The 12,908-nt window shown below is 59.0% G+C and carries 12 protein-coding genes; 5 read left to right on the top strand and 7 right to left on the bottom strand.

Going from position 1 to position 12,908, the window contains the following annotated elements:
• Positions 1–398, top strand: a 398-nt coding sequence (locus WA354_RS00585) for a dienelactone hydrolase family protein (protein ID WP_472811061.1), incomplete at its 5' end; no start/stop codon positions are given.
• A gap of 26 nt (positions 399–424) precedes the next feature.
• Here the strand turns inward: WA354_RS00585 and WA354_RS00590 are convergent.
• Positions 425–1,252, bottom strand: a complete 828-nt coding sequence (locus WA354_RS00590; protein ID WP_472811062.1) for a fumarylacetoacetate hydrolase family protein — start codon at positions 1,250–1,252, stop codon at positions 425–427.
• Between the two features lie 135 nt (positions 1,253–1,387).
• Positions 1,388–2,911 (bottom strand): histidine ammonia-lyase, encoded by a 1,524-nt coding sequence (gene hutH / locus WA354_RS00595; protein WP_472811063.1) that lies wholly within the window; start codon positions 2,909–2,911, stop codon positions 1,388–1,390.
• 93 nt (positions 2,912–3,004) lie between these two features.
• Between hutH and WA354_RS00600 the strand changes: the two genes are divergently transcribed.
• Entirely contained in the window at positions 3,005–3,505 is a 501-nt protein-coding gene (locus WA354_RS00600; protein ID WP_472811064.1) for an Lrp/AsnC family transcriptional regulator, read from the top strand.
• Between the two features lie 110 nt (positions 3,506–3,615).
• Positions 3,616–4,719: a Gfo/Idh/MocA family protein gene (locus WA354_RS00605; protein ID WP_472811065.1), complete on the top strand. Its 1,104-nt coding sequence runs from the start codon at positions 3,616–3,618 to the stop codon at positions 4,717–4,719.
• Here WA354_RS00605 and WA354_RS00610 read toward each other — a convergent pair.
• The 5 genes from WA354_RS00610 to WA354_RS00630 all read right to left on the bottom strand — a co-directional run bounded on the left by WA354_RS00610 (position 4,716) and on the right by WA354_RS00630 (position 10,601).
• Entirely contained in the window at positions 4,716–5,810 is a 1,095-nt protein-coding gene (locus WA354_RS00610; protein ID WP_472811066.1) for a sugar phosphate isomerase/epimerase family protein, read from the bottom strand. The genes WA354_RS00605 and WA354_RS00610 overlap by 4 nt on opposite strands.
• Positions 5,811–5,839: 29 nt before the next feature.
• Entirely contained in the window at positions 5,840–6,985 is a 1,146-nt protein-coding gene (locus WA354_RS00615; protein ID WP_472811067.1) for a Gfo/Idh/MocA family protein, read from the bottom strand.
• 179 nt (positions 6,986–7,164) lie between these two features.
• Entirely contained in the window at positions 7,165–8,505 is a 1,341-nt protein-coding gene (locus WA354_RS00620; protein ID WP_472811068.1) for an MFS transporter, read from the bottom strand.
• A gap of 31 nt (positions 8,506–8,536) precedes the next feature.
• Positions 8,537–9,745 (bottom strand): D-mannonate dehydratase ManD, encoded by a 1,209-nt coding sequence (gene manD, locus WA354_RS00625; protein ID WP_472811069.1) that lies wholly within the window; start codon positions 9,743–9,745, stop codon positions 8,537–8,539.
• Positions 9,746–9,824: 79 nt separating this feature from the next.
• Positions 9,825–10,601 (bottom strand): SDR family NAD(P)-dependent oxidoreductase, encoded by a 777-nt coding sequence (locus WA354_RS00630; protein ID WP_472811070.1) that lies wholly within the window; start codon positions 10,599–10,601, stop codon positions 9,825–9,827.
• Positions 10,602–10,794: 193 nt separating this feature from the next.
• On the opposite strand from WA354_RS00630, the gene WA354_RS00635 reads away from it, so the two are divergent.
• Positions 10,795–11,892, top strand: a complete 1,098-nt coding sequence (locus tag WA354_RS00635) for a sugar kinase (protein WP_472811071.1) — start codon at positions 10,795–10,797, stop codon at positions 11,890–11,892.
• Between the two features lie 149 nt (positions 11,893–12,041).
• Positions 12,042–12,704, top strand: coding sequence for a bifunctional 4-hydroxy-2-oxoglutarate aldolase/2-dehydro-3-deoxy-phosphogluconate aldolase (locus WA354_RS00640; RefSeq protein ID WP_472811072.1), 663 nt, complete (start codon positions 12,042–12,044; stop codon positions 12,702–12,704).
• Positions 12,705–12,908 lie beyond the last annotated feature (204 nt).

A 12,908-nucleotide genomic window follows, 5' to 3' on the forward strand; every position in this document is an offset into this window, starting at 1 on the left:
AGGCGCTGGAAGACGTCGATGCGGCTCTAAACTATGTGCGCGCGCAGACCGGCAGAAAGTCGGGAGTTATCGGCTATTGTCTCGGCGGCCTGCTTGCTTGGCTGAGCGCAACACGGCTTCACCCCGACGCTGCAGTCGGCTACTACGCCGGACGCATCGGCAATTTTGCCGATGAGAATCCCTCAGCACCGGTCCAGCTTCACTTCGGCAAGCTCGACAACCACATCCCCGCCGAGCAAGTGGAGAAGGTCCACGCAGCCCATCCCGAGGTTGAGATTCACTGGTACGAAAACGCTGGCCACGGATTCAATTGCGACATGCGCGCCAGCTTCAACGCCGAGGCCTCTGCTCTAGCCCGCACTCGCGCTCTCGCATTCCTGAAGAAGCATCTGACCTAGGCCGGCCTCGCGGCACGAGAACGAATTCAGGCCACCTCATTCTCCAGAGTGCCGATAGGCTCAATCGTGATGCGAATGCGGTCGCTGCTCGCAAGTGTGAAGGTACTCGGCGGCACAATCCCCGTCCCCGTCATCAGGAACACGCCCGTCGGAAAGGCGTTATCCCGCAGCAGATACTCGACCAGCGTCTTGGGATCGCGCTTCAACTCCGTCAACTCCACCGAGCCGGTAAACTCCACTCGATCATGGCGCAGAATCTCAATCGCGATTTCTGTCGAGGGTGCCAGCGGACTCGCGCTGATCAGGATTCCCGGCCCCAGCGCACAGCTCCCGTTGTACACCTTGGCCTGCGGCAGATAGAGCGGGTTCTCGCCTTCGATGTCGCGCGAACTCATGTCGTTGCCGATCGTGTAGCCCACGATGCGACCTGCCGGGCTCACCACCAGCGTCAACTCCGGCTCTGGAACCGACCAGTGAGCATCGCCGCGAATACGAACCTTGCCGCCTGTGCCCACTGTACGACTTGCCGTCGACTTGAAGAAAAGCTCTGGCCGTTCCGCCGAATAAACGCGATCGTAGAAATTGCCGCCGCCAGCATCTTTTGACTCCTCCATGCGAGCACCGCGGCTGCGATAGTAGGTCACACCCGCCGCCCACACTTCCTGCCCAAAGATTGGCGCAAGCACTTCGCCCTCGCGAAATCCCGCCAGCGGTCGCGCACGCCCCACAAACCCCGCTAGAAATTCCGGCAGATCATCGCGCGAAAGCAGTTCATCCCAGCCGTGGTCCGCAACCAGGTAATGTTGCTCATCCTGTTCGACAAAGATCCCGCCCGTAGTGCGAAAGAGCTTCACGTCTCCCCCTCGTTCGTTTCCATCCTACACGTCACGCTTTGGACAAAAACGTCATGCTTAGAACTAAACGGAATCTGGGTGGGAAACCACGAAAGTTCGCAGCAGAGACGTTATGTGCCGATGCGTGGGAAGGAACTACTCCCGCCACGCATCCAGCTTACCCGCCCTGATCGCACCTGAAAGTGCGTCGATGTCCGGCGATAGCACGCGGTCCCGTTCCAGTCGTGGAATCACCCAGCGCACGACTCCATGTGCCGCCTCGATTTTCGTGCTCGATTTAAGCGGCCGACGAAACTCCAGTGCCTGCGCTGCGCACATCAGCTCGATCGCCAGGATCCGCTCCGTGTGCTCCACAATCTGCCGGAGCTTGATTGCCCCGGTCATCCCCATCGAGACGTGATCCTCTTTGCCCCCATCCGTTGGAATGCTGCCTGTAGATGATGGATGGGAAAGCACCTGGCACTCGTTGATCAACGCTGCCGCAACAATCTGCGCAATCATGAATCCCGACGAGAGTCCCGGGTCATTCGAGAGAAACGCCGGCAACCCTTCGTTGATATCGGGATTCAGCAACCGGTCGACACGCCGCTCCGTGATTCCGGCCAAATCCGTCATCGCCAAGGCAGCATAGTCAAACGCATACGAAAGCGGCGCGCCATGAAAATTGCCGCCGGAGATCACAGCCCCGCCACCGGATACGTCAGGAAACACCAGCGGATTGTCCGTTGCCGAACCAGCCTCCGTCTCCAGCACGCCGGCAACATGCCCCAGCACGCCGCGAACAGCGCCGTGCACCTGCGGCATGCAGCGCAGGCAGTATGCATCCTGCACCCGCGTATCATGCTCGCGATGCGATTCGCGAATCTCCGAGCCCTCCAGCAGTTCTCTTAGATGATCCGCTGCTTTAATCTGTCCCGCATGCGGCCTTGCCTGATGGATGCGTTCATCGAACGCCGCCGGCGTTCCCTTTAGCGCCTCGAGCGACATCGCTCCCGAGAGATCGCAAAGCTCCACTACTCGCAGCGCCCGCGACGTTGCCAACGCCCCCACCGCGGTCATGGCCTGCGTTCCATTTAATAGCGCCAGTCCCTCTTTCGCAGTAAGCTGCAGTGGTTTGAGTCCGGCACGGCGGAGAGCCTCCGCACCCGAGATCCTCTCCCCGCGATAGAAGGCTTCTCCCTCTCCCACAACCACCAGAGCGAGATGCGCCAGTGGCGCCAGATCGCCGCTTGCCCCCACCGATCCCTTCTCTGGAATCACTGGGTGCACGCCGGCATTCAGCAAATCGACCAGCAACTCCAGCAGTTCCGTGCGCACACCGCTGAACCCCTTCGCCAGAACGTTGGCGCGCAAAAGCAGCATGGCCCGCGACTCCGCTTCGGCGAGCGGTTCGCCCACTCCGCCTGCGTGGCTGCGCACAAGGTTGATCTGCAACTCTGCAAGCTTGTCGCCGGGGATCCGTACATCTGCCAGCTTGCCGAACCCGGTGTTCACGCCGTACACAGTCTCTCCGGCAGCGAGAATGTTCTCAATCAGAACCCGACTTTCTTTTACCCGCCTGAGCGCATCTCCAGCCACTTCCACGCGGCATCCTGCCAGCGCAACGGCTTCGATCTCGGGCAGCGTCAGGGCTTGTCCATTCAGAATCAGCTTGTCCATACCTGCGATGTTAGGTGGCTAACCCTTCAAGCGAAAGTAAGATTCATCCCCGCAGAATCCGAATATCAGGCCAATCCGCTATGATGATTGACTATGGCCATGGATTCCACGGCACTACTCGATATACACGGGCGAAAGCTACTACACGAACTTCAGGCAAACGCTCGACTCAGTCTAGCCGAGCTTGGCCGACGCGTCGGCCTCTCGCCCACCGCCACCGGTGAGCGTCTTAAACAGATGGAGGAGACCGGCATCCTCCGCGGATACACCCTCGAAATCGACCGCGAAGCCCTCGGTCTTGAGGTCCTCGCATTCATCCGCATGAGTTGTGGAGGGCAGAATTATTACCGCCTGCTCGAATTCATCCAGACACTCGAAGAGGTTCGCGAGTGTCACCACCTTACCGGCGGCGACGACTTCCTGCTCAAAATCACCACCACAAATCTCGCCGATCTTGAGGCCTTGATTGAGGCTCTACTTCCGTACGGCAATCCCGTCACAAGCCTTGTCCTGTCGTCTCCGGTCGAGCACCGCAAATACGCAGTCCTGGGCAAGCTCACCTCGGTGAGCAAGAAGCGAACGCGCCGCCGCTAGAGTGAACTCTAAAGTGCAGACAGCAACGCTCACGCTCTAGAATCAATCTGGCTTGGATCGGCGCTGAAAAACGCGCTCAAGTTTCCGTCGTCATCGAAAATGAGGATCACATGCAACTCACTCGCAGAGACTTTTCCCGCCTTGGCGCTTTGGGCATCGCAGCGCACCTGGCCCCCGGAGCACTTCGCGCCCAGTCAAATCAGAATGCGCAAGCAGGCCAAAAGAAGATCGGCTACGCAGTCATCGGACTCGGCCGCATCGCTGGCCACTTCATGCCGGGAACGCGAAACACTACCAACTCGCAGATCACCGCGCTCGTCAGCGGCCATCGCGACAAGGCCGACCGCATCGCGGCCGAATACAACATTCCCGCCTCTTCGATCTATAGCTACGAGAACTTCGACGAGATCGCGAAGAATCCTGCGGTCGATGCCGTCTATGTTGCGTTGCCCAACTCTATGCACGCGGAGTACACCATTCGCGCCGCCAAGGCCGGCAAGCACGTGCTCTGCGAAAAGCCGATGGCCACCAGCGTTGCCGACTGCGAGAAAATGATCGCCGCCTGCAAGGCTGCAAACGTCAAGCTGATGATCGCCTACCGCTGCCATTACGAGCCCACAAATCTTCGCGCCGTAAAGCTCATTCGCGACGGTGCGCTCGGCCAGGTGCAGGCGATCCAGAGCGCATTCGGCTTCAACATCTCTCCTGGTGAATGGCGCCTCAATAAGCAGTTAGCCGGCGGCGGTCCACTCTATGACGTCGGCATCTACTCGCTGAATGCGTGTCGCTATCTCACCGGCGAAGAACCGGACCAAATCTCCGCCTATGCATCCGTTATCGATCACGACGGTAGATTCAACGAAGTCGAAGAAAATGTCGCGTGGACTATGCGCTTCCCTTCCGGCATCGTTGCGAGTTGCACCACAACCTACGGCGCAAACATGGATGGATACTTCAAAGTTTACGGATCAAAGGGATGGTTGCAGGTAGACAATGCGTTCGTTTACCAGGGGCTGCATCTTCGCGCCGAATACTCCGGAACAAAACTGGATGAGCCCAACCCCGCGCGCGACCCCTCGCAGTTCCAGGCAGAGGCTGAACATTTCTCCCATTGCATTCAAACCGGTCAACAGCCGCAATCGCCGGGCGAAGAGGGTTTGCGCGATATGCAATACATCGCTGAGATCTATCGTTCAGCCGGAATCAACACTTAAGCAGTTCCGTTTTCTTGCGCCGCATCTTGTTTCGCGTCGGTCAGTCCGAGAATTTTCCGATTCTTCTCTGCGTCTGCTCCCGATCCGGCAAAATCGTCAAAAGCCTTGTCGGTCACTCGAATGATCCATTCCTTGATCAGCGCCGCACCCTCGACGGCTCCAGCCCTCGGATGCTTGATACAGCACTCCCACTCCAGCACCGCCCAGCCCGGATAATCGTATTGCGCCATCTTGCTGAAGATCGCCTTGAAATCGATCTGCCCATCGCCTAGCGAACGGAAGCGTCCCGCGCGATCAATCCAATCCTGGTACCCGCCATACACGCCAGACCGTCCATTCGGCCGGAACTCCGCGTCCTTCACATGAAAGGCGCGCACCCGATCGTGGTAGAAATCCAGGAACTCCAGATAATCCAGTTGCTGCAGAATCATGTGGCTCGGGTCGTAGAGGATATTCGCGCGCTTGTGATCGTTTACCGCTTTCAGGAATCGCTCGAAGGTTACGCCGTCATGCAGGTCCTCTCCCGGATGCAACTCGTAGCAAACGTCCACGCCAGCTTCATCGAATAGATTCAGGATCGGAGTCCAACGTCGTCCAAGTTCCTCAAACGCCGCTTCGATCATTCCAGCCGGCCTCTGCGGCCATGGATAAAAATACGGCCACGCCAGCGCGCCTGAGAACGTTGCGTGAGCAGTAAGTCCGAGCCTGCTGCTTGCCATCGCCGCCCACTCCAGTTGCTGCACGGCCCACGCCTGTTGCTCCTGCGGCCTGCCCGCCAGTTCTGATGGAGCAAAACCGTCGAGCAGCACATTGTACGCTGGGTTCGAAGCAACCAACTGACCCTGCAAATGGGTCGATAGCTCAGTAAGCTTCAATCCGGCGGCGTCCAGAATTCCGAGGATTTCCTCGCAATAGTCGCGGCTCTCCGCGGCAAGCTTCAGGTTGAAAAGACGCCGGTCCCAAGAGGGAATCTGTACCCCAACGAAGCCCAACTGCGCTGCCCAGTGCGCCATACCTTCCAGCGAATTAAAAGGCGCCTGATCATCGACAAACTGCGCCAGAAAAATGCCCGGCCCTTTGATCGTCTTCATCGCGTGCTCCAAGAACTAATTCTCATTGTTCAAAATTCAACCCAGCTCTCGCCCTTGCTGCTCTCGATAGCTCGATCGATAAATCGCATGCCGCGCAGGCCGGCTTCGATCCCCGGCAGCGTCGGCGGAATCTCACTGGTTCGACTCTTCTGCCACGCAATCAGCACATCGGCAAACTCCCGATAGAGCACGGCAAAAGCTTCAAGATAGCCCTCCGGATGTCCTCCCGGCAGTCTTGTCACCGCGCGCGCATCGGCGCTCAAGTAGCCGCCGGCCGCGTGTCGAATCTCCTCAGGCCCATCGAGCCATTTCACCCGCAGCCGGTTTGGGTGCTCCTGCCGCCAATCGAGCGATCCTTTTTCACCATACACGCGCAGGCGCAACCCGTTTCCCTCCCCCGCCGCAATCTGCGAAGTCATCAGTACGCCCTGCGCATCGTTATCCATGCGCAGCAGCGCTGTGCAGTCGTCATCAAGCTTGCGCCCAGGCACCACTGAAAGCAGCGAGGCATTCAGGCCCACAACCTTCAGCCCCGTCACATACTCAGCGAGATGAAACGCATGCACCCCGATGTCGCCGATGCATCCACCCTGTCCGCTCTGCGCGGGATCGGATCGCCACGCTGCCTGCTTCTGCCCCGTCGTCTCGATCGGCTTCGTCAGCCAGCCCTGTAGATACTCGACAGCAATCTTGCGAATTTTACCTAATTGTCCGTCTGCACACATCGCCCGCGCTTCGCGGACCAGCGCGTATCCGGCATACGTGTGGGTGAGTCCATACGGCAATCCGCTCTTTCGAACCGCCTTCTCCAGTTCAACCGCTTCTTCGTAGGTCGCCGTCGCCGGCTTGTCACTCATCACCGGGAAGCCGGCGGCCAGAGATGCCAGAGCGACCGGCAAGTGCAGGTGATTCGGCGTAACGATGGCGACGAAGTCGATGGGATCCTGCCGTTTTTGCTCCGCCTCCAGCATCGATTTGTAATCCGCATAAGCCCGATCGGGCTCGATCTTGTAAGCCGCTCCAGCCGATCTTGACCGTTCTGCCGATTGTGAAAACGCACCAGCAACCAGTTCGATCTTGCCGTCGAGTTCGGCGGCAATGCGGTGCACCGGCCCGATAAATGCGCCCGGACCACCGCCTACCATTCCCATACGCAGTTTTCGCTGCCTGATCATCTCTGCCTTCTTTGCAATCGCCTGTTAAAAGAGTCTCATCCCCCAGGAACAATGCGTCAATACGCGGGCGTCCTGTCTCCATATCGAACGGGCACTACAAATGCAGCAACCCCCACCTGATTCATGCCCAATGCGTGACCATAGTCACGGATGATCGGCAATCATCGTTTTATCCGGTTTCAATTGCTCGGCAGTTCGGCCCGCTTCAGTCCGGGCGCCAATGTGCGCAGCAAGGCCAGCGCAATCAGGTAGGCGCAGCCCGAGTAAATAAACAGGGGAACGAAGCCGGATTGCGTGTGCATCTCGTGCGCCCGTTGCAGAACGTCTCCCGCTATCGGCTGGAAGATTGCACCTCCAAGCGCGCCTGCCACCTGCCCGAAACTCACCACCGTCCCTACGTGCTCCGACGGAAACATGTCCGACGCCGTCGTGAAGATATTCGCGGACCAGCCCTGATGTGCCGCCGCTGCCAGTGAAAGCAGCCCAACTGCGATCCACTCGGAACTGAGGCTACCCACCATCACAACCGGTAAAACGCAGCATGCACAAGTGAGCATCGCCGCAAGCCGCGCCGCCTTCAGCGTCATACCCAATCGAAGATAACCCTTCGGCAGCCATCCGCCGTAGACGCTGCCAATCGTCGACACCACATACACCGTAACCAGCGGAGGCCCCATATGGGTCAGGTCGAGCCCAAATCGCGAGTGAAAATACTGCGGCAGCCAAAACAAAAAGAACCACCACACCGGATCCGTGAGGAACTTTCCGATCATGAATCCCCACGCCTGCCGATAGCGAAGCAGTCCCCACCACGGTAAAACGTCTGCCGATGGGGCCACCACCACCTGACCCCGCGTCCAGTCCATCGTCTCCTGCGGTTTGCGGTAGCGAATCGACCACCACACGATCCAGATGACAGAAAATATTCCGGTCACCAGAAACGCGGAACGCCAGCCAAAGTGAATAGCCACCCATGGCACCACCAGGGGCGCGACAATGGCACCAACGCCCGCACCCGAATTGAAAATCCCAGTGGCAAGCGCCCGCTCTTTGGGCGGAAACCACTCAGCGGTAGCTTTGATTGCCGCCGGAAAATTCCCGCTCTCCCCCAGGCCCAGAAAGAATCGCGCGATCCCAAAGCCCATCACCGAGCGCACCAGCGCGTGCGCCATTGCCGCCAGGCTCCACAGCCCGGTCACCAGCGGATATCCCCTGCGGCAGCCGAGCCTGTCCACCAGTCGGCCGGCGAACACGACTCCCAGCGCATACGCCACCTGGAATCCCGCAAGGATGTATCCATACTCCCGGTCGGTGACATTGATCGTCGTTTCTACCGAGGGCCAGGCTGAAAACAGCGGCTGCAAGTGAATTGTCTGGCCATGCAGAATCGGCTTCAAAATCGACAGCACCTGCCGATCGACATAGTTGATCGTCGTCGCCACAAACAGCATGGCGCAGACCGTCCACCGGCCTCGCAGCGGTGGTGGTTCGCCCAGGCCGTCTGTTGCTTCCGATCTCATGTCCATTGGCTTCGTCGGGTTCGCCATTGTCCTACCAGTCTGTCAACGTGCCATCGAGTTTGCGATTTACCGGCAGATACGCTCGTTGATACGGATACTTCGCCGCAAGCTTCTCGTTCAGATCCACGCCTAATCCCGGTCGATCGCCCGGATACATCATGCCGTCCTTGAACGCGTAAGCGTGGGGGAACACCGCGTCGGTCTCGTCCGTGTGCGGCATGTGCTCCTGAATTCCGAAATTGTGAATCGCAGTATCGAGATGCAACGCCGCCGCCATCGTCACCGGAGACAAATCCGTCGCTCCATGAAATCCCGTGCGCACGTGATACATCGCCGCAAAGTCTGCCGCCTTCTTCAGGTGCGTGATGCCGCCACCATGAACGATTGTCATGCGCAGATAGTCGATCCACTGGTTGCGAATCAGATCATGCGCATCCCACACCGAATTGAAGACCTCGCCAACAGCGATCGGGGTCGTGGTGTGCTCCCTGATAACCTTAAAGCCTTCCTGCAACTCTGCTGCCGTAGGATCCTCTATCCAAAAGAGATGAAATGGCTCCAATTCTTTACCCAGGCGGCCGGCCTCGATCGGTGTCAGTCGATGGTGGCAGTCGTGCAGCAGGTGCAATTCCTCGCCGAACTCCTCCCGCACCCGCGCGAACAAATTCGGCACGTGACGCAGGTAGAGTTCGCTCGACCACGCATATTCATGCGGCAATCCGCGCTCTGCCGGCTCATAACGTCCCGGCCCCTTAGCCACGCCGTATGTGCTCGAGAGCCCCGGGATTCCGCTCTGCACGCGGATCGCCTTGTACCCCAGTTCCTTGTGCTTCGCCACATCCTCAAGTGCCGCATCCACATCCGCGCCATTCGCGTGCGCATACACCATCACGCCTTCGCGGCTCTTTCCACCGAGCAGGTTGTACAGGGGCGTGTTCAGCGCCTTCCCCTTGATGTCCCACAGCGCCACGTCCACCGCTGCAATTGCGGTCATCGTTACCGGCCCACGACGCCAATACGGCCCGCGGTAGAGATACTGCCAGATATCCTCGGTCTGAAACGGATTGCGCCCAACGATGCATGGAATCACATGGTCGGTGAGGTAGGACGCAACCGCCAACTCACGCCCATTCAGCGTGCCGTCTCCCAGCCCGTATATTCCTTCGTCCGTCTCAATCCTCAGCGTGACAAAATTCCGCCCCGGCGAAGTGATGTTGACGTATGCATTCGTAATCTTCATCGTTCGTTCGTCTCATCGCAACGTCCGCTGTTCGCTCGTTTCTTACTGATCCCTGAACACTGACCCCGGATCCTTTTCTTCACTGATTGACTCCGCTGGCCAGAAACCCGCCATCCACTGCGACAATCTCGCCAGTCACATACGAAGAAGCCTCGGACGCCAGAAAGATCGCAGCACCCGCCAGTTCGCTTGCCTTCCCAAACCGCCCCATCGGCACGCGCATATGCAACTCCTCACCCCGTGGAGTTCCGGTAATCAGCTTTGCGTTTAAGTCCGTCGGAAACATCCCTGGAGCAATCGCATTTACATTCACGCCCGTCTTAGCCAATTCAACCGCCAGCACCTTCGTCAGCGATCCAACGGCCGCCTTGGAAGCCGAATAGGCCGCCACCTGATAGAACCCGACAAACGTGGTCAGCGACGCGATGTTGACGATGCGCCCATAGCCAGCCTTCACCATCGTCTTTCCGAAGATCTGGCAAGCCCGCAGTGTTCCCGTCAGGTTCGTCTCGATCACGCGGGACCAGTCCGCCTCAGCGGTCTCGAGCGTGGGAGCCTTGTACGTGACGCCCGCCGCATTCACAAGGATATCGACTTTGCCAAATTCCTTGATCACCGCATCATGCAACGATTCCAGAGAAGCCCGGTTCAGCACGTCACTCGTAACCCGCAGCGAACGACGGCCCAATGCCTCAATCTCTTTCGCAGCCTTCTCCACTTGATCAGCACGACGCGAACTCGGCACAACATCGGCTCCGGCCTCGGCCAGTCCCACGGCGATTGCATGGCCTATACCGGTTGTTCCCCCTGTGACTACCGCAACTCTGCCACTCAAATCAAAGAGACCCTTACTCATTCAATTCCTCGCCTAACTCTAAGATCTGCAGGCGTTCATCATTGCCTGCGCAGATTTCAGCCGTTTTACTAACCAACAAAATCTATCACGCGCCATCCTAGGCCATCCCGGTCACGACGAAGCAGCGTCTCCTCCAGCGGTACCCATTGTCTCCCTGCCCATCGAGATGCGTTACAGTTTCATTGGATCGAATATGGAACCCATACTGATTCCGGATACGAATCGCCGCTGGGACTGCCTCAGCCTCGGCGAAGTCATGCTTCGTCTTGACCCTGGCGAAGGCCGCGTTCACACCGCGCGACAATTCACTGTTTGGGAAGGCGGCGGCGAGTACAACGTGGCCCGGGGACTCCGCCGCTGTTTCGGACTTCGCACCGCCATCGCAACAGCACTCGCCGACAACGCGGTTGGCCGACTCGTCGAAGACTGCATCCTGCAAGGCGGGGTCGACTCCTCACTCCTCCGCTGGATTCCGTTCGATGGCGTAGGACGCACTGCACGCAACGGCCTCAATTTCACCGAGCGCGGATTTGGCTCGCGTGCCGCAGCCGGCTGCAACGACCGTGGACACACGGCCATCAGCCAGGTCAAACCCGGCGACTTCGACTGGGAGTCCATCTTTGGTCCGAGTAACGGCACCCGCTGGCTGCACACTGGCGGCATCTTCGCGGCGCTCTCCGCCTCCACAGCCGACGTGGCCGCAGAAGCCATGGATGCGGCCCGGCGCAACGGAACGCCTGTCTCGTACGACCTGAATTACCGCGACTCCCTCTGGCGCTCCATTGGCGGAAAAGCCAAGGCGCAGGAAGTGAACCGCACCCTCGTCCGCAAAGTCGACTTGCTGCTGGGGAACGAAGAAGACTTCTCCGCCATGCTCGGCGTCGAGATCAAAGGTGTCAGCGAGGACTTCGACGAATTGCCCATCGCCGCATATGAAGCGATGCTCCGCGAGGTCGCCGCCGCATATCCGAATCTGAAACTCATCGCCAGCACTCTGCGCACCGCGCGCACTGCCAGCCGCAACGCATGGGGAGCCATTGCGCTCTACCAGGACGAGATCGTCCACGTGCCGCAGCAGGAGATCGACATTCTCGACCGCGTCGGAGGCGGCGACAGCTTCGCCTCGGGCCTCATCTACGGAATGCTTGCCGGCAAGCCATTCGAATGGGCCGTCCGCTGCGGCGTAGCACACGGCGCGTTGGCTATGACCACCGCCGGCGACACCAGCATGGCCACACTAGCCGAAGTTGAACGCGCAATGAAAGGCGGCAGCGCCCGCATCGCGCGTTAACACGAACTTGGGTGCCCCATTCATGACGCGCTTTTTGCGCCATGAGTGGGATAGCACGAACTTGGGTGACCCAGAGCCTGCCCTGAGCGAGCCCCAGGGTCTGGCTTTTGAGACCTGGGATTGGAAGTCAAAAGATCAGGAACAAAGATATGCCAGAAACCACCGCAGAAATCATCGAACGCGTCGGCCTCATCCCGGTTCTGCGCGCAAAGAATCCGAAGCAGGCTCACGCCGTTGTCCAGGCCATGATCGCCGGCGGCGTCACCGTAGTCGAAGTCACCATGACTGTCCCAGGCGCCATTGATTTGCTCAAGGAACTCAAGCAGAAATATGGTTCTCAACTGCTGCTTGGTTCCGGCACAGTAACGACGGCTTCTGAAGCCCAGGCCACCATCAATGCAGGCGCCGAATTTGTTGTCAGCCCCAGCCTGCACCCCGAAGTCATCAACACGACGAAAACCAACGGCAAACTCTCCATCCCCGGCGCGCTCACGCCCACTGAAATCATCACAGCCTGGCGGGCAGGTGCGGACTACGTGAAGATTTTCCCCTGCTCAGCGATGGGCGGTGCCAGCTATCTAAAGTCGGTGCTGGCGCCATTCCCTTTACTCAAGCTGATCCCCACCGGCGGCGTTACGCTGGAAACTGCAGCCAGCTTCATCCAGGCCGGCGCGCGCGCATTGGGAGTGGGGAGCGATCTCGTGAACCTCGCGGCCATCGATGCCGGGCATCCTGAGACCATCACCGAGACCGCCCGCGCCTACCTCAAGGTCCTGGCCGACCTCCGCGAAAATTCCAAATCTAAACAGTAGAAATCTGTCGGGTGGCAGAGGCTGTCCCGGCAGTCCCAAGTTACTGGGACCTCAGGTGCCCCATGTCTCGATTTTGAGACATGGGAAACCACGAACCTTCCCCGGCCCTGCGAAACGACGCGCCGCAATCCGCCGTTCGGTCCTTAACGCCCCGCGATTTTCGCCGCCTCGCGCAAATCTTTCACCAGCATCCGCATTTGCTCG

The organism is Occallatibacter sp. (genome assembly GCF_049802275.1).
Classification (GTDB): Bacteria; Acidobacteriota; Terriglobia; order Terriglobales; family Acidobacteriaceae; genus Telmatobacter.